Source organism: Accumulibacter sp. (assembly GCF_023806565.1).
GTDB lineage: Bacteria > Pseudomonadota > Gammaproteobacteria > Burkholderiales > Rhodocyclaceae > Accumulibacter.
The window spans coordinates 22,337-42,660 of the sequence record NZ_JAMTDV010000018.1 but is presented as its reverse complement, the minus strand read 5'-3'; the positions used below and the strand labels follow the sequence as shown (position 1 = coordinate 42,660).

General features: G+C 65.0%; 21 protein-coding genes. 8 read left to right on the top strand and 13 right to left on the bottom strand.

Features of this window, described 5'->3' with window-relative positions:
* Window positions 1-66: 66 nt before the first annotated feature.
* Together NFV80_RS02210 and NFV80_RS02205 are read right to left on the bottom strand one after the other, a co-directional pair.
* Complete coding sequence (locus NFV80_RS02210) at window positions 67-747, bottom strand: methyltransferase domain-containing protein (RefSeq protein ID WP_295325770.1); 681 nt, start codon at window positions 745-747, stop codon at window positions 67-69.
* A gap of 52 nt (window positions 748-799) precedes the next feature.
* On the bottom strand, window positions 800-1,783 hold the full coding sequence (locus NFV80_RS02205) for a tRNA-dihydrouridine synthase (RefSeq protein ID WP_295325864.1): 984 nt from the start codon (window positions 1,781-1,783) through the stop codon (window positions 800-802).
* A 386-nt stretch (window positions 1,784-2,169) separates the two neighbouring features.
* Between NFV80_RS02205 and NFV80_RS02200 the strand changes: the two genes are divergently transcribed.
* Complete coding sequence (locus NFV80_RS02200; RefSeq protein ID WP_295325772.1) at window positions 2,170-3,714, top strand: GGDEF domain-containing protein; 1,545 nt, start codon at window positions 2,170-2,172, stop codon at window positions 3,712-3,714.
* Here NFV80_RS02200 and NFV80_RS02195 read toward each other — a convergent pair.
* The 9 genes from NFV80_RS02195 to NFV80_RS02155 all read right to left on the bottom strand — a co-directional run bounded on the left by NFV80_RS02195 (window position 3,701) and on the right by NFV80_RS02155 (window position 12,316).
* On the bottom strand, window positions 3,701-4,780 hold the full coding sequence (locus NFV80_RS02195) for a M14 family metallopeptidase (protein WP_295325775.1): 1,080 nt from the start codon (window positions 4,778-4,780) through the stop codon (window positions 3,701-3,703). The genes NFV80_RS02200 and NFV80_RS02195 overlap by 14 nt on opposite strands.
* A 15-nt stretch (window positions 4,781-4,795) precedes the next feature.
* The gene (locus NFV80_RS02190) at window positions 4,796-6,217 is read right to left on the bottom strand and encodes a glutamate--cysteine ligase (RefSeq protein ID WP_295325777.1); all 1,422 of its coding nucleotides are present in this window, start codon (window positions 6,215-6,217) and stop codon (window positions 4,796-4,798) included.
* Window positions 6,218-6,417: 200 nt separating this feature from the next.
* Entirely contained in the window at window positions 6,418-7,401 is a 984-nt protein-coding gene (locus tag NFV80_RS02185) for a threonine dehydratase (protein WP_295325780.1), read from the bottom strand.
* A gap of 109 nt (window positions 7,402-7,510) precedes the next feature.
* Window positions 7,511-8,059: a DUF4124 domain-containing protein gene (locus tag NFV80_RS02180; RefSeq protein WP_295325783.1), complete on the bottom strand. Its 549-nt coding sequence runs from the start codon at window positions 8,057-8,059 to the stop codon at window positions 7,511-7,513.
* A 13-nt stretch (window positions 8,060-8,072) separates the two neighbouring features.
* Complete coding sequence (locus tag NFV80_RS02175) at window positions 8,073-8,204, bottom strand: CcoQ/FixQ family Cbb3-type cytochrome c oxidase assembly chaperone (protein WP_295325785.1); 132 nt, start codon at window positions 8,202-8,204, stop codon at window positions 8,073-8,075.
* 41 nt (window positions 8,205-8,245) lie between these two features.
* Window positions 8,246-8,758 carry a DUF1269 domain-containing protein gene (locus NFV80_RS02170; RefSeq protein WP_295325787.1) on the bottom strand — a complete coding sequence of 171 codons (513 nt, stop codon included), beginning with the start codon at window positions 8,756-8,758 and terminating at the stop codon, window positions 8,246-8,248.
* Between the two features lie 36 nt (window positions 8,759-8,794).
* Entirely contained in the window at window positions 8,795-9,856 is a 1,062-nt protein-coding gene (locus NFV80_RS02165; protein WP_295325789.1) for a phospholipase D-like domain-containing protein, read from the bottom strand.
* Between the two features lie 15 nt (window positions 9,857-9,871).
* Entirely contained in the window at window positions 9,872-11,698 is a 1,827-nt protein-coding gene (locus tag NFV80_RS02160) for an ABC transporter ATP-binding protein (protein ID WP_295325791.1), read from the bottom strand.
* Between the two features lie 279 nt (window positions 11,699-11,977).
* On the bottom strand, window positions 11,978-12,316 hold the full coding sequence (locus tag NFV80_RS02155; RefSeq protein WP_295325792.1) for a hypothetical protein: 339 nt from the start codon (window positions 12,314-12,316) through the stop codon (window positions 11,978-11,980).
* A gap of 372 nt (window positions 12,317-12,688) precedes the next feature.
* Here NFV80_RS02155 and NFV80_RS02150 point away from each other — a divergent pair, with 372 nt between their 5' ends.
* From NFV80_RS02150 to NFV80_RS02135, 4 genes are all read left to right on the top strand, one after another.
* Window positions 12,689-12,916, top strand: a complete 228-nt coding sequence (locus tag NFV80_RS02150; RefSeq protein ID WP_295325795.1) for a hypothetical protein — start codon at window positions 12,689-12,691, stop codon at window positions 12,914-12,916.
* 15 nt (window positions 12,917-12,931) lie between these two features.
* On the top strand, window positions 12,932-13,069 hold the full coding sequence (locus NFV80_RS02145; RefSeq protein WP_295325798.1) for a hypothetical protein: 138 nt from the start codon (window positions 12,932-12,934) through the stop codon (window positions 13,067-13,069).
* 142 nt (window positions 13,070-13,211) lie between these two features.
* Window positions 13,212-13,379 (top strand): hypothetical protein, encoded by a 168-nt coding sequence (locus NFV80_RS02140; protein WP_295325800.1) that lies wholly within the window; start codon window positions 13,212-13,214, stop codon window positions 13,377-13,379.
* 16 nt (window positions 13,380-13,395) lie between these two features.
* Entirely contained in the window at window positions 13,396-14,280 is an 885-nt protein-coding gene (locus NFV80_RS02135; RefSeq protein ID WP_295325802.1) for a polyphosphate kinase 2 family protein, read from the top strand.
* An 86-nt stretch (window positions 14,281-14,366) separates the two neighbouring features.
* On the opposite strand, the gene NFV80_RS02130 is transcribed toward NFV80_RS02135, so the two are convergent.
* Together NFV80_RS02130 and NFV80_RS02125 are read right to left on the bottom strand one after the other, a co-directional pair.
* Complete coding sequence (locus tag NFV80_RS02130) at window positions 14,367-16,142, bottom strand: CHASE2 domain-containing protein (RefSeq protein ID WP_295325804.1); 1,776 nt, start codon at window positions 16,140-16,142, stop codon at window positions 14,367-14,369.
* Between the two features lie 121 nt (window positions 16,143-16,263).
* A complete protein-coding gene (locus NFV80_RS02125; RefSeq protein ID WP_295325806.1) occupies window positions 16,264-17,124 on the bottom strand; it encodes a FecR family protein in 861 nt (286 codons plus the stop codon).
* A gap of 295 nt (window positions 17,125-17,419) precedes the next feature.
* On the opposite strand from NFV80_RS02125, the gene NFV80_RS02120 reads away from it, so the two are divergent.
* The 3 genes from NFV80_RS02120 to NFV80_RS02110 form a co-directional block, all read left to right on the top strand.
* Window positions 17,420-19,708, top strand: a complete 2,289-nt coding sequence (locus NFV80_RS02120) for a mechanosensitive ion channel domain-containing protein (RefSeq protein ID WP_296757679.1) — start codon at window positions 17,420-17,422, stop codon at window positions 19,706-19,708.
* 40 nt (window positions 19,709-19,748) lie between these two features.
* Window positions 19,749-20,093, top strand: coding sequence for a hypothetical protein (locus tag NFV80_RS02115; RefSeq protein ID WP_295325811.1), 345 nt, complete (start codon window positions 19,749-19,751; stop codon window positions 20,091-20,093).
* A 45-nt stretch (window positions 20,094-20,138) separates the two neighbouring features.
* Window positions 20,139-20,324, top strand: a 186-nt coding sequence (locus tag NFV80_RS02110; RefSeq protein ID WP_295325814.1) for a hypothetical protein, incomplete at its 3' end; no start/stop codon positions are given.

Below are 20,324 nucleotides of genomic sequence, written 5' to 3'. Positions count from 1 at the left end.
AACCCTCGGCTCTAGCTTGGGAAGCTAGGGTATTGCCATTATACGACGCCCGCGCTGAATGCCATTTTACGACGCTTGTGGCGCTTTCGACAATGCATTCGGGGAAGTCTCCCGGAGGTCGACGACCATACGGAAGAGGCGATGGCGCGAGGCGAGGTATTTTCGCTCGAAGGGAGTCATCGGCTGCTCGGGCACGAAGGGCTCGCAGACGGCGGCGCGCCGGGTCAAGTGCTCGACCGCGAAGCACAGTTCGGCCAGGTACAGCGGCCAGTTGCTGCGACATTCGAGAATCCCGCCCAGGGCGAGCAGTGTCGGGAAAACGGGATGCCCGTGCCAGCGACGGCCAAGCTGAGTGATCTTCGGCCACGGGTTGGGGTATAGCAGGAAATGCCGGTCGAGGCGAACGCCGGTGGCGTGCAGCAGGCGCCAGTAATCGACCACGTCGGCACGCACCAGGTCGAGGTTGGACGGCCAGTCGCCGGCGGCCAGCCGGGCGCGTTCACCGCGTGCCAGTCGCACTGCCGACCGGTCGATGCCGATGACGTAGTGCGAGGGAAACGCACGGGCGAGAAGCACGCTGCTCTCCCCGACTCCGCAGCCGGAGTCTAGGATCAACGGTGCCTGCGGACACGCCTGCCGGAAGCGTTCGAAGCTGGTGGCAAAGGCGGCTCGATTGTAGGCGGCGTACGGTTTGCGGTAGGAATCGGCGGCATGGCGATCGAGCAGCCGCAGCAGATGCGGATGCATGCCGGTCTGGCCACTCGTCGGAAGAGGGGAGTTGCCATCCATCGTCGGGGCGCTAGACTGCCGCGGGCGTTACCGGCACGCCGTGCAACGCAAGCACGCGGTCGACTTCCTCCACGCCGCGCAGCGGACGAACGGCGACGAACAGCGCATCGGCTTCGACAAAATTGCGCCGCAGCGCCGCCAGCCATAGCTTGAGCCGACCCGGCGCCTGACGTGCCGAAACCTTGGCACGCACCTGCTGCCAGTAGGAAGCCAGCAGCGGCAGGAGACGGCACCAGTCGCGCGAACGATCGACGGCGACCGCTTCACCCCGCGCCAGCTTCCGGATGCGCTCGGCGAGAAAGGGATCGGCCACCGCACCGCGGCCGATCATCACATCCGGACTGCTGCTCATCGCGCAGCAGCGGGCATGGTCCTCGGTCGTCCAGACTTCGCCATTGGCAGTCACCGGTCGGCGCACGACCTCGCCGATGCGTGCGACCCATTCCCAGTGGGCGGGTGGCCGATACCCCTCCTCCCTGGTGCGCGCATGCACCACCAGCGAAACGATCCCGCCGGCCTCCAGCGCCCGCGCGCAATCGAGCGTGCGCGCCGTATCGCTGACGCCGAGGCGCATCTTGGCGGTGAAGGGAATGGCTGCCGGGATTGCCCGCCGCACTGCCGCAGCGATGCGATACAACTGTTCCGGATCAGCCAGCAGAGTCGCGCCACCACCGTGCCGATTGACCGTCGGCGCCGGACAACCGAAATTGAGGTCGATGCCGGCCGGCGACAGCGCAACGAGTTGCGCCGCGTTCTCGGCCAGACAGGCGGGATCGCTGCCCAGAAGCTGCACCGCCACCGGCGTCCCGGCAAGCGTGCGACTGCCGCGGGCGAGTTCCGGGCAGACCCGGCGGAAAGCTCGCGCCGGCAACAGATTGCCGGCCACCCGCAGAAATTCGCTGACCGCGAGATCATAGCCACCGACGCGCGTCAGCACGTCGCGCAGCACGTCGTCGACGAGACCCTCCATCGGTGCCAACAGCAGTTTTCCCATCTTGCAGCCGCAACCGTCCTTGCAGTCGAACGGGCAGGAGGTTTCCAGACAACGGCCATGGGGGAAAAGCCTGCCCGCTCCCCCTACCCCGCTTTCCTCCACCCCTTCCCGCCTGCGCGAGAAGCGAGTTTCGTGAGTCGCCCAGACGACTTCCCGCTTCGTCCGTGCCATCGGAATCCACCCAGGCACCATCCCAGCGGCTGCGGCAAAGCCCAGCCGCGATGATACCTGGGCGGCCATTGCAACTTTGCCTGTCAATCTACCCCAAGACGAGGAAATCCGGCAGTAAACTGGACCATTGCAATACCACTTCTGTGCTAAGATCTCGCCTGCCCCGACCTGCAGTGTGGCGCTACTCGTCCCCCGGAGAATGGATGCTTGCCGCGATGATCGATACGAAGAATCCCCGCGAAGTGGCGCGTGAAGCACTCCGACAACTTGCGCTACGCAAACTGCCGCCGACACCAGCCAATTATCAGCTCTGTTACAACGAGGTTGCGGGTCTGCCCAACGTCGTGGGTTTTCCGGAAACGCAGTTGCGCCACATCGCGGCAGCGCTGCCAGCGGCTACTGCCGAACGGCAGGAGCATCTGCAGCGGCTGCGCGAGGCCATCGGCCGGCGAAGTTGGCAAGGCGTCGAAGAAGCGCTGGTCGCGCTCGGCACCAACGGCGGCGGCCACGCGGCCGCGGTCGAGACGAGTGCGGCGCCAGCTCAGGAGTCCCGGCCTGAAATTCCGGAAAGCCACTCCACCCTGTTGGCCAGAGTCACCCGCCTGGTGGAAAACCTGCTGCCTGCCCTCGGCAACGACGACCAGTGGTTGACGGGGCAGGCGCTCAGGCTGCTGGAGTGCCTGAAGAATCCCGCAGCCGACAGCGGCGAGCTGTTGCAACTGCTTGCGAGCTTCAACCAGCGTGTCTCGCTGGCTGCCGAAGAACAGTGCGAAATCAAGCAGTCTCTGCTCAAGCTCCTGCAATTGATCATCGAAAACATCGGCGAATTGAGCCTCGATCAGGAATGCGTCCAGGGCCAGATCGATTCGCTCGCACGTGCGGTGCTGCCGCCGCTCACCCTGCGCCGCCTGGACGACGTCGAGCGCCGTCTGCAGGATGTCCTCGCCCGGCAGCATCAGGCGCGGGAACGCAGCCTCGAAGCGCAGGAGGCGATGCGCCAGATGCTCGCTTCGTTCATCGATCATCTGGCGTCGATCAATCAATCCAATACGGATTTCCAGAACGACCTCGAACAAAGTGCGCGCGAGATCGAGCAGGTGAGAACGATCGAAGACCTGACTCCGCTCCTGCGGCGCGTCATCGATGCCACGCGCGGGATGGCCGAACACACGGCCAGCGTGCGCGAGGAACTCATCGACCTGCAGGACAGGGCGCACGCGACGGAGAGCGAACTGATTCGCCTGCACGAAGAGCTTCGAAGCGCGAGTGCTTCTGCCCGCCACGACCCCTTGACCGACGTCCTCAACCGCCGCGGCCTCGACGAAGCGCTGGCGCGCGAGATTGCCAGCGTTCGCCGCAAGGACTCCCCCCTCTGCCTGTCCGTGCTCGATGTCGACAACTTCAAGCAGATCAACGATCGTCTGGGACACAGCACCGGCGACGCGGCGCTGATCCATCTGGTGAAAACGGTCCGCGAGCACATGCGGCCGATCGACACGCTGGCGCGCTACGGCGGCGAGGAGTTCGTGATCCTGATGCCCGACACGCTGCTCGGCGAGGGAATCGAAACGATGAAGCGTCTGCAGCGAGAGCTGACCCGGAACTTTTTCCTGGCCGACAACGAAAGGCTGTTGATCACCTTCAGTGCTGGCGTCGCACAGCTAAGTCCGGACGAATCCGGGGACGACACCATCCGGCGCGCCGACCAGGCAATGTACCTGGCCAAGCGCTCGGGCAAGAACCGGGTCATGGGAGTGTGACGCTGTCCGGCAGGCCTGCCGCCTGGCCGTCGGTGCGCAGGGCGCCGACGGCGCGTTCGCGGCGCGGCAAGGGCAGTCGCTCCATCAGGTAACACAGGCAATCCTGTCGTACGACGCGCTGGTCGAGCGTCAGCATCGCCGGTGTCGCGGCGCGTCGCAGGCGGATCGCACCGTCGTCGAAGGCGAAAAACTGTGCCGTGACATCATCCCCACTTTCGTCGCAGACGACGATCGGCGATTGCAGCTGCGTGCGTCCAAATACGGTGCCGGAATCGAGTTGGCGAAAATTCATGTGGTCGAGCTGCGGATCGAACTTGACGTCGGCCGGCGCGTCACCGAAGGCGAACGATACGCTGCTCGGTACGCGCACCGTCGCGACGGTGTGATAGAGGTCGATGTCACGCTCGCGCACGTCGTGCGCGGGAAACTGCGCCAGATGCAGACAGGCCTCGACGAAGGAAGCCGCGTGCTCTTCGTTCGCCGCCCATCCCGGCTTGCCGCATTCGATCGTCAAGGCCGGACAGAGCGACGAAAATGCAGTCGTCTGCGTTCCCGCCAGACCACGAAACCAGACGACCGTGCGCGAAAACAGCAGAGCCAGGTGCAGCACCGGTTGATCGAGCCGATTGACGACACAATACTGCGGATTGAGGCCGGTATTGTTGTGGATGTCGATGCTGGCGAAGACCTGGCGGGCCTGCATCCGATCGTACACCTCGCGCATCGCTGTGCACTCCGGCGAATTCTCATAAAGCCTGGCACCCGGCCAGACCCGGTTGTAGTCGGGCTGTCCTTCGAGCCGACGCATCCCGACGCGCGCCGCAGAAACGTTGCCGATCAGAATCGACAGCGCGCGCGGCAGCGGTTTGCGGGCATAGCCGCGCAGCAGTCGCTGCAGCGCAACCACGCCGGTATCTTCGTTGCCGTGCAGCAGAACGGAGACGAACAGCGGTTCGCGCCGCCGCCCCGGAAGGTGGATCAGCGTCGGGCCGGAGAGCAGGCAGTGCAGTTGCCGGGCGGGGGTGTCGAGAAAGCCGTTAGGCAGCGAATCGAGTACAGTGAGCATGAAGGAGGAAGCTGTTCAGATCGGCCACTCGTGCACGGGTGCGAGGCGGCGCTGATGGTCAAGATAATCGGCGGTAAGGCGGATGAAGTCCCGGTGTCGAGCGAAGTGGGCGAGCTGCCAGGCGGCACCGTTGCGACCGCTCTGCAGGCGCTCGCCGATCACCTGCAGGTAGCGTTCGACGTCCGCCGCGAGCAGGTCGAGTTGCCTGAGACCTTCTCGCGCCAGCGGCAGCAACACCTGCTGCAGGAGTTCCGCGGCCGGCACGCTGCGTCCATCGAGCCAGAGCAGCCTCGCGGCGAGGCCGTCGCGCGCCGCGCGGTAGAAATTCTCGCGCGCGTCGGCGAAGGAAAGCTGCGTTTCCGGCGGCACCGCCCGGCTCGCTAGCATGCGCACCGCGCCGTAATAGAAAGCGGCGTTGGCAATCATGTCGATGATGCTCGGTCCGGCCGGCATGACCCGCTGCTCGACCCGCAGGTGCGGCCTCTCCTGCGCGTCGAAGCCGATCAGCATGCGATTCCAGCGCCAGATGGTACCGTTGTGCAGGCGCAGGTGGGCGTACGCGTGTACCGGCCCCGGCACCTCGTAGGGCAGGAGTACCGCATAGCTCGACAGATTCTCGGCAAAACAGGCGGTCGGGTCGCTGCCGAGATAACCCGAGCCGAAAGTGACGCGCAGGTGCCGGGGATGCTCCGGGTCGGAGCAGTCGACGGCCTGTTCGAAGAGCGGGATGCGCGTTTCGTGCCAGAGCGCACGCTCGAAAAGGAACGGGGAATTGGCGGCCAGCGCAACCAGTGGCGCGGCGAGGATCAGCGAAGCGTTGTAGGTGCGCGCCGCCTCGCCAGCGGGAATCTGCAGATGCGCCTGAAACGACGTCGTGGCGGCCTCGAGCATGACGTCCTCGTGGGTCGCGCAGAGTTCCTCGATGCCGGCGATGTCGAGTGTCAGCGGTCGCCCGCCGCGCAGCCGCAGGATCTGTTCGTTGAGCATTGCGTATCGGCGCGAGGGCGACATGCTCGCCAGCGACAGATCACTCTCGCGAACCGTCGGCAGCGTGCCGATGGCGATCAGGGCGGCATCGTCCTCGCCGGCGACCTGCAGGCAGCGTTGCCAGGTGGCGGTGAGCTCGCTCTCGAGCTGCGACAGGGCCGCGCCGTGCAATGGTTGTGGCGTTCCGTTGAGTTCCACGTTGAAGCGTGACAGTTCGGGCACCACCAGCGGGCTCGCCATGCGTGCGAGAAACGACACGTTACGCGGCACCGGGCAAAGCCTCTCGTCGATCAGCCAGGCCTCGAGTTCGAATCCCGCCACCACTCCCTCGGTCGCGAACTCGCCGCGCGCACAGGCATCGTGTGCGTGCTTCGTCTCGAGCACCAGTCGCTGCTGGAAGCGGGCAAAATCATCCGCGCTGAAGCTGTCGCTGCCAATCTCGCGCCCCATCGGCTGTCCCTCCAAACGTTCGTCGCAGGCGCAGTCTATGCGCCATACGATTGAGGTCTCTTGCGGCAGATCAAGTTCCGGTGCCAGCCTGCCGGCGAAGTCAGCGTCCCTGCACCGGCAGGCGCGCGGCGACGGCGACCGCCACGATCCGACCGCATCGGGCAGCGGCGCGCTGCCCCGGAGACTTTCCCTGTCGGCGGTCAACCATCGACGACCCGTCGGCCGCCCAGGACTCTGGCGAACGGCTCGCGATCGACGTTGCCACCGGACAGGATCAGCGCAATCCGCCGCCCCGACAGTCGCGATTTCTCCTGCATTGCGGCAGCCAGCGCCGCTGCTCCTGCTCCCTCGGCGACGTTGTGCGTCGCGGTGAAGAGGCTGCACATCGCCGCGGCAATCTCGTCGTCGGTGACCTCGACGATGCGGTCGACGCCACGCCAGATGACCTCGAGCGCCTCGGGTTGCGGCGTCCGGCAAGCCATCCCGTCGGCAAGCACAGTGGTCACCGGTGCTTCGCGCAGTTCCCGATCGGCGAACGAAGCGGCGTAGGCACGGGCGTGCGCCGACACTACCCCGACCACCTCGGTTGGCAGGCGCAGAGCGTCGCGGACAGCGACCACGCCGCAGATTCCCGAGCCGAGACCAATCGGCACGTAGACCGTCGCCAGATCGCCGACCGCGCGCAACAGCTCCAGCGCATAGCTGGCGACGCCGGCCACCAGCAGCGGATGGAAGGAAGGTACCAGATGCCAGCCGAGTTCACCGGCCAGGCGCGCCGCGTATTCGCGTGCCTGTTGGAAGTCGTCGCCATGCTCGATCAGCTCGGCGCCGAGTGCGCGCATGGCCGCGTTTTTCTCGACGCTGTTGCCGAACGGCACGACGATGCGCGCCGCCAGTCCATGCCGCCGGGCAGCCAGGGCAACCGATTGCCCATGATTGCCGCGAGTGGCGCTGAGTACGCCGGGTGGCGCCTCCTGGTGGGCGAGACTGGCGAAGTAGGCGAGGCCACCGCGCAGTTTGAAAGCGCCGACCGGGGTGTGATTTTCGTGTTTCACCCAGACCTCGCAGCCGAGACGCTGGCAAAGCAATGGCCAGCAGTATTGCGGGGTCGGCGGCATCGCCGCGTAGACGTTGCGCGCGGCAGTTTCAATCTGGTCGAGATCAGGAAGCATGGAAGGTCCCATCGATGTCTGCGTCGCCAAAGCCCGCGCTCGCGAACCAATCATGGCGAAACCGCACCCGGTGCGATGGCTGCGCCATGGGGCAGCCACCGGCATGACGAAGCAGGACGGGTCAGCGTTGCCCCGGTCGCAGCAGCCTGCTCGCGCGATGTGTGTAGAAGCGTATCGACGGAGCCACGATGATCGCCTTGCCGGAGCTGTCAACGACGGCGGCTTCAAGCTGGTGTTCGACATTCTCGACTGCGGCGCCCTCCCACTCGGCAGCGCTGATGTCGAATTCCGTCGTCGTGCGTCGCGTCGGCAAGGCCGTGTTGTCCAGCCGGACCACGATGGCATCGCCGCGCGCCGTCCGCAGCGGTGGATCGATCGTCAGGCGAACCGTGAACTCACCCGTATTGGTGTGTATCGTGCCACCGCTCTCGGGCTCGACGATGCGCAGTGTCGAGTAGGCGCCGGCCGGCGCTGACTGCGTCGAATCGGCAGGCGCCCGCGGCGAGTCCGAGGAGTTGAGCGGCGGCAGGTTGAGCTCGCTGGCGCCCGGACTGGGGATATCGGAAAACACCGGCCCCGCCCGGTCGCGTGTTTCGTACACGGGCTGGGCCGCAGCCGTGGCCACGGCGAGCAGCAGGGCGAGCAGCGGAACGGACGAACGGATGAGCATCTCGCCGGTCACCTCAGTCCTTGTCCTCTTCGAAGGGAATGCGCGCGTCCTTCTCGTAGCGCGCCTTGCGCTTGCGTCCGAACACCCAGACCACGATGGCGACGAACGCGGCGATCAGGACAAAATGGTAAATCGTGAGATCCATGTTCCTTCCCTTTCACCCAGCTGCACGCGCCTTGACCACGCTCAGGCGCCGCTGGCGGGCGGTTCCTGCTTGGCCGCGTCGAGTACGGCCTGCAGCTTGGCTTCCTCGTCGTGCGTCAGCGAAGTCTTGATCACCTTGCCACCGGTGCCCTGCAGCTCTTCGAGCACCTTGTCGGGAGTCGCCTTGCGCACGAGCACGAACAGCACCGAACTGCCGTTCTGGAAAGTCGAGGCCAGGTCCTTCATGAAATCGTCGTTGATGCCGACGTCGGTCAAGGCCCCGCTGACCGCTCCGGCGCCCGCCCCGACCGCCAGGCCGAGCAAGGGATTCAGGAAGATCAGACCGATCAGCGTACCCCAGAAGCCGCCGCTGAGCGCGCCGCTCGCCGTCAGGTTGTACGTCTGGTGCAGTTTGACCTTGCCCTTTTCATCCTTGACGGCGACCACTGCATCCTCGAGGTCGATCAGATACTCCTGTTGCAGCTTGCGCAGTTTGGTGCGCACTTCCTCGGCCTGGAACGGGTCGTTGTAGGCAACGACGATCAGATTGCTCATGACGTTTTTCTCCTTGCGTCTGGTTGATCAAAAAGCTCAATGATTGTTGTGGTGGCCCTTGTGTCCATTCTGCGCGTGGTCGTCGTGCCGCCGATGGTGCTCGGGGTGGCTGTTCTGGGTCCCCAGGGCAAGCATCTCGGCGACGTCGGGTTCGTTCTCTTCGAGATCGGCGAGCAGCCCCTCGTCCGAAAGGTCCAGCTGGCGGGAATTCGCCCAGTCGTGGTCAGCCACCTGCTGCAGGCGAGTGACGACCGCTTCGTCGTGCACCTCAATGGCCAGCTCGCGCCGGCTGTCGAAGCTGCCGGGCGCCAGGTTGATCGAGCCGATGATCGCGCGCTTGCCGTCGGCAAGCATCATCTTGGCGTGCAGCTTGAGTCCCTTGAGGCGGTGCACCTTGGCACCAAGGTCTTCGAGAATGCGCAGCCCCTCGACGCCCTCGACCAGTTTGCCGGCCTTGAGGAAATGCATCGGGCGGGCCAGCACATGCAGCTTGACGCCGCGGCGGGTGGCGCGCACCAGGCGCTCGATGATCACTTCGTCCTGATAGCGTTCGTTCTGCAGCAACAGCGATTCCTCGGCGGCATCGATGAAGCGCGCCACCCGGTTACGTCCGTTGATGTTGCACCAGATCAGGTGCGAGTTCTCGCCCGGATCGAACGTCTGCCGATTCCAGTCGGCGTCGAAGCACTCGACGACCTCATCGACCTCGTGCCGATGCGAGGTGACGACGGCGTAATCGCGCGTTTCGGTGAGGTTCTTGGTCTCCCAGTTCAACGAATGGACGAAAGCCGTTGCGCCATCGACGACCAGCGATTTTTCGTGCGTGATGTCGAAAGCCGGATTGCTGTCGGCCACTTCCACCCCCGCATCCTCCAGCGCCTTGCGGCTGGCCTGGTTCTCGACTTCGCCGCTGCGCCGCGCCGGGTTGAGCATCACTCGGACCTGCAGCCCCCGCTGCCTGGCCGCGATGACTGCGGCGAGCAGACCGGGGTCCGAAAACAGGAACATCTTGATGCGCAGCGACTCTTTCGCGGCATCGATGGCGTCGACAATCGGCTGGCCGCTGTCATCGGGAAGGACGATCAGGGAACGGTGCATGGCAACTCCGAATGCTTATGCGCCGCTCGCCGGCGCGGGTTGAACCTGGGTCCGGTAAAGCTCGGCATACACGCCGTCGAGCGCCACCAGTTCGTCGTGCGTTCCCTGCTCGGCGACCACGCCCGCCTTCAGGACGACGATCTTGTCCGCGTTGCGAATGGTCGACAGGCGGTGCGCAATGGTGAGCACCGTGCGCCCCTTCATCAGCTTCTGCAACGCGTCCATCACCAGCTTTTCCGACTCGGTATCCAGCGCGGCGGTGGGTTCGTCGAGGATCAGGATCGGCGCGTTGCGGATCAGCGCGCGGGCAATGCCGATCCGCTGCCGCTGGCCGCCGGACAGCGTCATGCCGCGTTCGCCGACCACCGTATCGTAGCCGTGCGGCATGCGCGAGATGAACTCGTCGGCGTTCGCGAGACGCGCCGCCTCGACGATTTCCGCCTCGCTCGCGCCGGGCCGGCCGTAGGCGATGTTCTCGCGGATCGTCCCATGGAACAGGGCAGTATCCTGCAGGACGAAACCGATCTGGCGGCGCAGCGCCTGCAGGTCGTAGTCGCGGACGTCGACGCCGTCGATGCGAACTGCTCCGGCGCTCGCGTCGTAGAAGCGCGGAATCATGCTGACCGCGGTCGACTTGCCGCCACCCGTCGGGCCGACGACGCCGACGGTCTGCCCCGGGGCGATGGTGACTACCACATCGCGCAGCACCGGCGCTTCGGGGTCATAGCTGAAGGCGACGTGGTCGAAAACGATCTCGCCGCGCAAGGTTCCCGGGTCGCGCGCATCGGGCCGCGCCGGCAGGATGTCGTCAGTGTCGAGAATGATCTGGATGCGCTCGATGGCCACCGCCGTCTGCGCGATGGTGTTGCTCATCTTGGCCAGATCCTGCACCGGCTTGAAGAACTTGGACAGATAGGTGAGAAAGACGGTCAGCGCCCCCACCGTCATCGCATCGGCAAGCACCAGGCCGGTGCCGCGCCAGAGGACGTAGGCCGTACATCCCGCGACGGTCATCGAAACCGCCGGCGAAAGCAGCGACTTCACCTTGCGCGCGGTCAGTGCCGCCTCGACCGTGGCGTGGCTGACTTCGGCGAGCTGGCTCTCCTCGAGTTCCTGCCGCCCGAACGCCTTGACGATGCGAATCGATTCGAGACCCTGCTGCACGACGGCGACGATGTCGCTCTGATAGCGGCGGACTTCGTGCGTGGCGTCCTTGACCTGCCGGTTGAAGCGCGCCACGAACATCAGCAGGAAAGGCGTCACGCCAACCGCGATCAGCGCGAAATCCCAGTCCAGCCAGAACATGATGCCGAGCATGCCGACGATGGTCAGCAGGTCGACCACGATGCCGAGCGTCCCCGAGGAGGCGAAGCCCTGGATGGTCTTGACGTCGGCGGTCAGCGTGGACAGGATCGAGCCGGTTCGATGGGTGTCGTAGTAACCAAGCGAGAGGCGCTGCAGGTGGTCGTACACGCGCATGCGCAGGTCGTGGGCAACCCACTGGCTGACGCTTTCGGTGTAGTAGTTTTCGACATAGCTGGCGACCGCGCCGAGCAGCGCGATGACGACGACCATGGCGCCGGCGACCGCCGCGAGTTCCATCTTGTCACCGGAAAGATCGATGAAGCGCAGCGAATCGAGCCAGTGGGGCGCCTTGCGGTTACCCACTACGTTATCCAGGATGATCTTCAGCGGCCAGGGGCCGGCCAGCGACATCGCCGTTTCGACCAGCATGGCGCCCAGGATGACCGCCAGCCAGCGGTGGTACGGCGCCAGCAATTGTCTCACCAGCCGGATCTTGCCCGACATGGGGGGTGTCGTCTGGGCTGTTGCAATGGCCATTGTCTCGCTGCTCCTCCTTGCTCTAGGGTCGCCGCCAGCCAGCCATTCCGCGCCCGCTTGCACAGCCCCTGCGGGCAGCATCGATCGGTCTGCCTGGATAGGAATAGGGTCGAGACCCGGCTTGCTCACGACAAAGATGCCCGGTCTGTCAACGGCAGCGCGGCATACCCGTGCCCGGTCGCGTGCGACCAAAGACTTGCTGATCGCTGCAATCCAACGTGTGACCGCGACGGGCAGATGACAGGCGGTGGCGACGCGAACGCCGCCGTGACCTCCGACCTAGCCCTTCTTGCTGTCGTCCGCCACGCCGCTGGCGTCGACCGTCTGCTCCTGATCCGCTTTGGCCTGATCACCCGTCTCTCTGGCGCTGTCGACGAATGTGGCGTCGGCAATTGCAGTACCAATCCCCTTGACCATGTCCCCAGCCTCGGTCACGAGTTCCTTGGCTTTTTCCGTGGTCGCATTCACCCCTTCGACGACTGCTTCGCCTGCTTCCTGCGCCAGCTCCATTGCCTTATTCCCCGCTTCTTCCACTACCTCGACTGCCGAGCTTGCCACTTCCTTGGTCATTTCGAGTGCGGCGGCGGCTGCCTCCTTGGCCTTGTCCAGAATGCTCACGTCGATACCTCCAGTCGAAGAAAATCACCATCGTCAAGCGGCGTATTATAGGCAACAAACTTGCCACGGGGTAGCCTGCTGCAGGCATCTCACCACCGTTCCCTTTCAATGTGACCTTTGAAAATGATCGTTCAACCGGTTGATGGAAAATGGGAAAATCCCAGAAGCTTGGAGCGGTGGGGGTCGGAGCGTGGAAGAAGCGCTGCCGAAGATAGGGAAAACCATACGGCAAGAGGAGCGCCAGGGGTCACCCCTCAGCCAGCCCCGGTCAATAGGGCGAACAAATCTTTTCGCGCCGTAGGCGCGACTTGTCCTGGATTCCCCCTGGTCTGGCTTCGGGCCAAGGTCCGCGGCCTGGTTTTCATACAGGCGGTGTCGGAACCGGTCCGCATCGCCGGGGCCTGCCGGATCGTCGGCCGCATCAGCACTTATACCATTTACCGCGTGGCGCTGACGATGAACATCCTGTTCGTCGTCGTGCTGGCGTCGATCTTCCTCGGCTTCGCGCCCCTGACCGCCTTGGTGATCGTCGTCATGTCGCTGTTCGACGACGTACCGATCATGACGATCGCCTACGACAATGCTGCCGTCGCGGCGTAGCCGATCCGCTGCAAGATGACTAACCCGCTCGTAGTCGCGGCGGCGCAGGGAAGCTTCTCGGTGTTGCCGTTCTTCGGCCTGCTGCTGACCGGTGTGCACGCGCTCGACAGACCGTTGTCGAGCGCGTTCTCCGACATCGCTTCGCGTGCGTAATTGCAGTCGGCCATGTTCCTGCAGTTCGTCGCCTGCCGTCACGTGCTGCTCTTCGTGTCGCGCAGCAAAGAGTGGTTCTTCCGGCGTCCGTGGCCGGCTGCACCGTCATTCCTGGCAATCCTCGCCACGCAAACCGGTCGCCATGCCGATTTGCGCGTTTGGCTGGCTGGTAACGCCGATTTCCTGGGCGCTGACCGGCCGGATCTGGCTATACAATATTGGCTGGATGTTCGTGCTCGGCGCCGCGCGCGTCGCGAAGAGCATCGCGCTCGTGACGCATGCGCTGCGTCCCGCCGCCAACCTTCGCTGACACTGGGGAACGCACCATGGATTACCGCAAACAGTTTTTCGTCAGCCCCGGCAAGAAGATCGACCTCGGCAAGATCGACCCGTCGGAAACCGGCGGCCATGCTTCCGTAGAGGCAGCCCAGCCGGAGATTCAGAAGCACGTCGCGCGCATGGACGAGCTGCAGGCGCTGCTCTACGCCGACGGCAATCAGTCGCTGCTCGTCGTCCTGCAGGCGCTCGACGCTGCCGGCAAGGATGGCGTCGTTCGCCACCTGTTCAGCGGCATGAACCCGCAGGGGACCCGCGTCTTCGGCTTCAAGCAGCCGAGCGCCGAAGAGGCGGCGCACGATTTCCTCTGGCGCGCGCACCAGCGAACACCGGCAAAGGGCGAGGTGGTCGTTTTCAACCGGTCGCATTACGAGGACGTCCTGGTGGTCCGCGTGCACAAGCTCGTGCCCGAGGCGGTCTGGTCGCGGCGTTACGAACTGATCAAGGACTTCGAAAAGCTGCTCGTGCAAAACGGCACGCGCATTCTCAAGTTCTTCCTGCACATCAGCCCGGAGGAGCAACTCGCCCGCTTCAAGCAGCGTCTCGACGATCCGGCGCGCAACTGGAAGATCAGCGAAGCCGACTACAGCGAACGCGCCCTGTGGTCCGATTACACCGAAGCCTACGAGGATGCGCTCGCGCGGACCAGCAGCAAGGACGCACCGTGGTACGTGATTCCTGCCAATCACAAGTGGTTCCGCAACCTCGCAATCTCCCAGATCATTGCCGACAGCATGGACGAAATGGGCCTCAAGCTGCCGCCGACGCGGGTCGATCTCGACGCGGTCGCCCGCAAGTACCACGCAGCCGCTGCGGAGCAGAAGAAAGCGGAAGGCAAGGCGGGCAAGAACGGGAAGAATGACAAGCCCCGGTGAGTGGCGTCAACTCGATCGTCAATGAATCGGGTGGCGAGCCGGCGATCGGGATTCCGTGCCTTGTTGCAGAAGCGACCGTCGGCGACTCAGACGGGCGCAGCCTGTTCCGGCAGCGCCCGGCGCTGCACGATCCTTCCCAGCAGGCAATAGGCGAGTACGAAAGCGATCAACTGATACGCCGTATTGAACAGTAGTCCGTGGCTGACATAGATCCCCACGGTGAGCGCGAGATAGCCGAGGACGACCGCCAGGGCCAGCAGGCGACGCGCGAGCGGAGGTGTTGCCGGGCGGAAGATGCGCAGCCAGCCGCCGGCGGCGGCAAGGAGCAGCAGCAGAACGAACTGCGCCGCCGGACCCAGGCGACGCACCTGGATTCCCTGGAGCAGGTTGTTGACGACGTCGGCATGCAGTTCCACGCCGTGGCGCAATTCTGGTCGCAGGCCGTAGAGAACTCGGAATTCGTCCCGGTCGGGTCGTGTGTCGCCGATCAGCACGGTCTTTCCCGCCAGCATGCCCGTTTTGTCCGCAGCAAACGGTCCGACGAGCTGTTCGTAGTCGTAGCGTCGCAACGGGTCTCGCCACGTACCGGCGGAGGCCAGACGCAGCATCTGCTCGGCCACCTGGTCACCGGCGACGAGCAGCGGGCAATCGTTGCTTGCCTCGCCCGAGGCCTCGAATTGCGTCTTGATCGGCTGCAGCGGGCCCTGCCAGAGAGTCTGACCACGATCGCTGACCACCGTCAGTTGCCGCCTCAGCGGGTCCACGGCAAGGGTTTCTGCACCTGCCGCAAGCATGCCGAGCGCGATGTACCTGCCGTCGACGGAAGCAGCAGCGCTCTGCGTTGTGCCCGGGCCGACGGTCTTCAGCACGGCCAGGGGAACCGTCGAACTGTAGCCACTGCGACCGCCAATGCACAGCACGCCGAGCGCATCGACCGCATCGCGCAGCCCGGGGACGACGTCCGGCTGGTCGCCGCGCAATTGTCGCAAGCCGACGAAGACCTTGCTGCCGCGCTGCCTGGCGCGCTCGATGGCGGCGACCAGTTCGCCATCGGCCGGGCCCGCGTTCTCGAAAAACTGATCGAAGGCAATCACCTTGGCACCTGCGGCGACCAGCCGGTCGACCAGCCGTGCGTGCTCGCCGCGCCAGGCCGGGCCCGGACTCCCCAGGCGAGCTTCCGATTTCTCGTCGAAACCGACGATCACGATCCGCTCGTCGACCGGCACGCGCGACAACAGATCGCCCACTGCCATCGTGTAACTGGCGATGCGGGCGTCGATTGCGAACAGGTCGAGCAACTGCACCCAGGCGAGAGCGAGCATCAGTACGGCGATGCCCACGCTGCTTCCCTGCCGCCACCTGCGCAAACGTTCGGCATCGCTCAGTTGCGCGAACTGTCCGAGGAGCGAGGGTCTGCGTTCGATCGAGCGGATGAGCGAATCGAGATCGTACTCGAAGCGCGTATCGTCCACGGCTTGCGCCTGGCAGCGTGCCAGCCGGGCAATGACAGGCGGCAGTTGCCTGACATCGGGCATGGTCGCGCCGCCGACCAGCACCGGAATGACGCGCTTCCCCTGAGCGAACGCAGCGGCGAGCTCGTAGCGGACGAAGTCATCGGCCTGATCGAGGCGACGGCCCTGTTCGTTGGCAAGCTGCAGCCATTTCGCTCCGATCAGCGCGATGACCAGATCACATTCCCGAATCCTGGCGTCGAGCACCTGCACGAAATCGTCGCCCGGCGCGATCTGGCCGAGGTCCATGAACACCTTGTCGGCACCGAAGTGCTCGCTGAGGTGGTCGTGGAGCCGCCCGGCATACGCGATGCTGTCTTCGCGACGATAGCTGATGAAGATCCTGGGCATGCTGTTCCTCGCTCGCGAAGCACCTGCCGGCAATCCGGAACACCACGGCAACGGCCCCCTGCCCTGCCGCTCCCGCTGCCTCCGCGGCGGGACCGCTCTCGACCCGCCGCCCGTCGGCGAATTACTGGAGCGGTGGCAATCGCAGCGGTGGCGACGGACTCGAATCGGGCTGTACGGGAGGACTGCTCGGCCGGCGATACGAATCCGGTGGCGCGCGATCGACGCTGTCCCGGTGCGAATCCTGATGCGAGTCCTGGCGTGAGTCCCTGTGCATCTCCTTGTTCAACAGCCAGCCTAGGCCAAAGACCACGCCGGCCGCCGCGACCGGCCGCAGATCGGCGGGCTGCGGAACCAGCGCGTCGAGCACGCGTATGCGCTGGCGTATTCCCTCGATTTCCGCTGGACTCACCGCATCGGCGCCGACGCGCGGAGCTTCTGCGCCAACGATCCAGGCGCTCTGCCCGCTCGCGAGAACAACCTTGCGCCAGTACTGGTAACGGGAAGCCAGCAGCACGTGGTCGTCGGCGACGACGACCCGGACGCGCTCGCCGGGATCGACCCGCACCTGATATTCGGTCCCTTCCGAGCCCGCCGTCGCATAGGTGGTCTGCACCTCGAAAAGCCCTTTGACCTTGACCAGGACCTCGCCGAGGTACACGAAGATGGATCCGACGCGGACATGCGACCCCGGCAGGACGAAGACGCGGGCGCCGTCGACGAAGCTGAGCACCACCGTCGACTGCGGACCCGTCCAGATTTCGTCGCCCGCCTGCAGGGCCATGCCCGGCTGCGGCGGCTGGCGAACCCCCTGCCGGAACACCTCGACCCCGGCAATCGGCCCGGCGACTACCAGCCGACCATCCTGTACCGTGTTCAGGGTGATCGAAGCGCAGGCGCTGAGACCGAGGCAGACGACGAAAATGCAGCCAGCCACGTAGCGCCGCAAGAGCCGCGAACCGCCCATGGCGTGAGGTCGATGCATGCACACTTCCATTGGCGTGCTCCCCTTCCCTCGTGCGGAAGCGGCTGCCAGCCGTCTGGCGCCGGGCAACGAAGGCGTCGATGGCGAACGCCGCCGAAGCGGACAAACCCGTCTCGGCGACGCAGCAAACCGCTCGAACAGCAGACCGGATCCCTTCTGGATTATGTCCGCTCGGACGGCAAAAGGCAAATGCGCTATTCTGGCGGGGTGCCTTGCTGCTCGATTCCTTTTTGCCGTGGTTGCGCTGCTACGCTCCCTTGATGATAGGGGCCCCACCCTTGCCGACGGAAGGTCGATGATCGCCGTGCGCCGCTACCTGCTCGCGCTGCTCCTGCCGCTGCTGACGCCGCTGGCACATGGCGAGATTCCACTGCTGAAGCCGAAAGCCGACCCGCCCAGAATTTCCGCGGCAGCGACTGCCTCCGACCCGCGGGCCAGGGCGGAAGCGCAGTTGGCCGAGGCGCGCCGGCAGCAGGAGGCAGGGCAGATCGAAGACGGCCGGGCGACGAGCGCTCCCGGACTGAGTGCCACCGATCGACAGCGCCTGCTGGGCCGACTGGTCGTCGCCTACAGCGAGTATCTGAAACAGATCGAGGAACTCGAGAATCAGAAAAAATCGCAGAATGACGACAAGCGCGTGCAGGGCCTGTTGGCCACCTTCGCCAGCGCGCCACCGTACTCCGCCCTGCAGGTGGACACCTTGCGCGACAGCTACGATACCGGCAAGGAGCGTTTGCAGAACCTGCTCTCGACCGAGCGTGCATTGCAGACGCTGAAAGTCGGACGCATCGACGCGCAGCGGCGCGCAGCGGAAGCGGTCCGCCTTGCCGAAGATCGACTGGCACGTGCGAGGGGTCGCGACGAGATCGAGAAGGAACGCCTGAATCGGGAGCTGGCGTTGCTGCGCAAGCAACTCGCTGAGGCGGAACTGGCGAACATCGGCCTCGGCGCCGAGCGAATGGCTCTCGAAATCAAGGGCCGGCAGGCACTCAACGGCGAAATGGAAAGTCTGTTGGCCCGAGTCCTCCCCGAGCAGCGCCTGAGCAAGGAAGAACTCGAGCAACAACAGTCAGCGCTGCGCAAGGAGCTCAACAAGGTAGCTGCCGATATCGACAGCACGGTCGCGGCGAATACTCGCCGTGTGAAGGAACGCGAACGACTCGCCAAGATCGTCGCGAAAACGGACAGCAGCGCCGCCGACGCGGCTCGCTTGCAGCTTCTCGACGAACGCCTGGAAAGCGACCGCGTTGAATTGCTCACGCTCACCTGGATGCAGACGCTGCTGCAGACGGCCAGCGATGCCTGGGCACAACGTTACGTCGGACTGCATTCCGACGACGCCGCCAGCCGTCAGAGCGTGCTTGCCTGGCTCACACGCATGCGCGAGGACCTGAACAGCCGCAAGCAGATCGTCGATCAGCTCCTGCAGACCGCCCACGTCGCGGTCCGGGAACAGGAACTGCGCCTTGCCAGCGGCACCCTCGACAGCACGGCAACCGCGCAGCAGACGGCGATACTGGACGTGCTGAAGGAGCGGGTGCGCGCGTTCCAGCGGGTCGAGCGAGGCAGCAGCCGCCTGCAGCGCCAGCTCGAGCGTTGGCTCGGAGATTTCGGCTTCCAGGGAAAGGGCGCCGGGTCCACCGACTGGCAACTGGTTCTGGTGCAGCTGACGCAGACACTCAAGGGAATCTGGAATTTCGAGATGTTTGCCGTCGAGGATTCGACGCTGATCGACGGCAAGACAGTCACGGTAACGTACGGGGTCACGGTCGGCAAGAGCATCGGCGCCCTGTTCCTTTTCCTCATCGGCTACTGGCTGTTCGCACGGCTGTCGAGAAGGATGCAGGGCTTGCTGGTCAGCCGTTTCGGCGTGAACCAGCAGGTGGCCAGCGTGATTCGGCGCTGGTCGATGATTGCGCTGGCCGTGGTGCTGATCATCTTCGTCCTCAACCTGGCGCGCATTCCGCTGACCGCATTTGCCTTTCTTGGCGGCGCCCTGGCCATCGGCATCGGCTTCGGTACGCAGACGATCATCAAGAATGTGATCAGCGGCATCATCATCCTCTTCGAACGCAAGATCCGCGTCGGCGACATCATCGCCCTCGGCGGCATGACCGGGCACGTCGTGGCCGTCGATCTGCGCGCCTCCACCGTCCGCGGCTTCGACGGGGTAGAGGCTCTCGTGCCGAACTCCAGCTTTCTCGAAAACCAGGTGATCAACTGGACCTATTCGAACCCGCGCATCCGGCGCGAAGTCCGCGTCGGGATCGCCTACGGGTCGCCAGTGCGCCAGGCGGCCGAAATCATCGGCGGCTGTGCCGCTGATCATGGACAGGTCCTGAAAGACCCTCCGCCGGAAGTCTTCTTCGAGGACTTCGCCGACAGCGCCTTGCTGATGGTGCTCGTCTTCTGGGTCGAACTGGGCGAAAACCTGGTCGCCCGACGAGTGGATAGCGACCTGCGCTACGCGATCGAGAAGCGCCTGGCGGCGGCCGGAATCCAGATTCCTTTCCCGCAGCGGGACGTCCACCTGGAAGTTCCCCGGCCCTTGCCCGTCCGCATCGAACCCGCTCCCGGCAATTAGCCACCGCGCCGCTCGCGCGATTCGCCCTTCCCATCCCTGCATGGCGCGCGGCTGGCTCGACAGCGGCGCCGGCGAGGGCTACACGCTGGCCCGGGTGCATCAGTGGATCGCGCAGGGCGCCGTCGTTCTCTTCGACGAGCTCGATGAAGTGCTGGTCAAGCTCACCGAGGCCGACGGCAAGGTGTTCACCGACAACCTGCTCAAGCTGATCGCCGACGCCCTTGCGCGGGCGGAAGGGCGGCAGCCACGACTCAAGGTGCTGATCACCTGCCGTACGCAGTACTTCCCCACCCCGCGGGCACAGAACAGCCACTTCACACAGTCGGGGCGCGGCGAATTCGGCCCGGCGCGCTACCAGGCGATGGTTCTCCTGCCGTGGAACTAGGAACAGGTTCGCCGCTATCTGGAGCACGCCGTTCCCGACGTCGCGGTGGAGCGGCTGATCGAAATGGTGCGCTCGGTACACAATCTGGAGGAACTGACCCAACGCCCCTACACGCTGAAGCTGGTCGCCGACTTCATCCCGGCAAGCGAACGCGATCGCGCCGCCGGGCGGACCGTCTACAGCGCCACGCTCTACCGCGGGGTGGCCGAGGGCTGGCTCGCGCGCGACAGC

Excerpts from the sequence above, each read along its gene's own strand:
- NFV80_RS02210 (WP_295325770.1), bottom strand. The coding sequence starts at position 747 with ATGCATCCGCATCTGCTGCGGCTGCTCGATCGCCATGCCGCCGATTCC.
- NFV80_RS02205 (WP_295325864.1), bottom strand. The coding sequence starts at position 1,783 with ATGGGAAAACTGCTGTTGGCACCGATGGAGGGTCTCGTCGACGACGTG.
- NFV80_RS02200 (WP_295325772.1), top strand. The coding sequence starts at position 2,170 with ATGATCGATACGAAGAATCCCCGCGAAGTGGCGCGTGAAGCACTCCGA.
- NFV80_RS02195 (WP_295325775.1), bottom strand. The coding sequence starts at position 4,780 with ATGCTCACTGTACTCGATTCGCTGCCTAACGGCTTTCTCGACACCCCC.
- NFV80_RS02190 (WP_295325777.1), bottom strand. The coding sequence starts at position 6,217 with ATGGGGCGCGAGATTGGCAGCGACAGCTTCAGCGCGGATGATTTTGCC.
- NFV80_RS02185 (WP_295325780.1), bottom strand. The coding sequence starts at position 7,401 with ATGGGACCTTCCATGCTTCCTGATCTCGACCAGATTGAAACTGCCGCG.
- NFV80_RS02180 (WP_295325783.1), bottom strand. The coding sequence starts at position 8,059 with ATGCTCATCCGTTCGTCCGTTCCGCTGCTCGCCCTGCTGCTCGCCGTG.
- NFV80_RS02175 (WP_295325785.1), bottom strand. The coding sequence starts at position 8,204 with ATGGATCTCACGATTTACCATTTTGTCCTGATCGCCGCGTTCGTCGCC.
- NFV80_RS02170 (WP_295325787.1), bottom strand. The coding sequence starts at position 8,758 with ATGAGCAATCTGATCGTCGTTGCCTACAACGACCCGTTCCAGGCCGAG.
- NFV80_RS02165 (WP_295325789.1), bottom strand. The coding sequence starts at position 9,856 with ATGCACCGTTCCCTGATCGTCCTTCCCGATGACAGCGGCCAGCCGATT.
- NFV80_RS02160 (WP_295325791.1), bottom strand. The coding sequence starts at position 11,698 with ATGGCCATTGCAACAGCCCAGACGACACCCCCCATGTCGGGCAAGATC.
- NFV80_RS02145 (WP_295325798.1), top strand. The coding sequence starts at position 12,932 with ATGACTAACCCGCTCGTAGTCGCGGCGGCGCAGGGAAGCTTCTCGGTG.
- NFV80_RS02140 (WP_295325800.1), top strand. The coding sequence starts at position 13,212 with ATGCCGATTTGCGCGTTTGGCTGGCTGGTAACGCCGATTTCCTGGGCG.
- NFV80_RS02135 (WP_295325802.1), top strand. The coding sequence starts at position 13,396 with ATGGATTACCGCAAACAGTTTTTCGTCAGCCCCGGCAAGAAGATCGAC.
- NFV80_RS02130 (WP_295325804.1), bottom strand. The coding sequence starts at position 16,142 with ATGCCCAGGATCTTCATCAGCTATCGTCGCGAAGACAGCATCGCGTAT.
- NFV80_RS02125 (WP_295325806.1), bottom strand. The coding sequence starts at position 17,124 with ATGCATCGACCTCACGCCATGGGCGGTTCGCGGCTCTTGCGGCGCTAC.
- NFV80_RS02120 (WP_296757679.1), top strand. The coding sequence starts at position 17,420 with ATGATCGCCGTGCGCCGCTACCTGCTCGCGCTGCTCCTGCCGCTGCTG.
- NFV80_RS02115 (WP_295325811.1), top strand. The coding sequence starts at position 19,749 with ATGGCGCGCGGCTGGCTCGACAGCGGCGCCGGCGAGGGCTACACGCTG.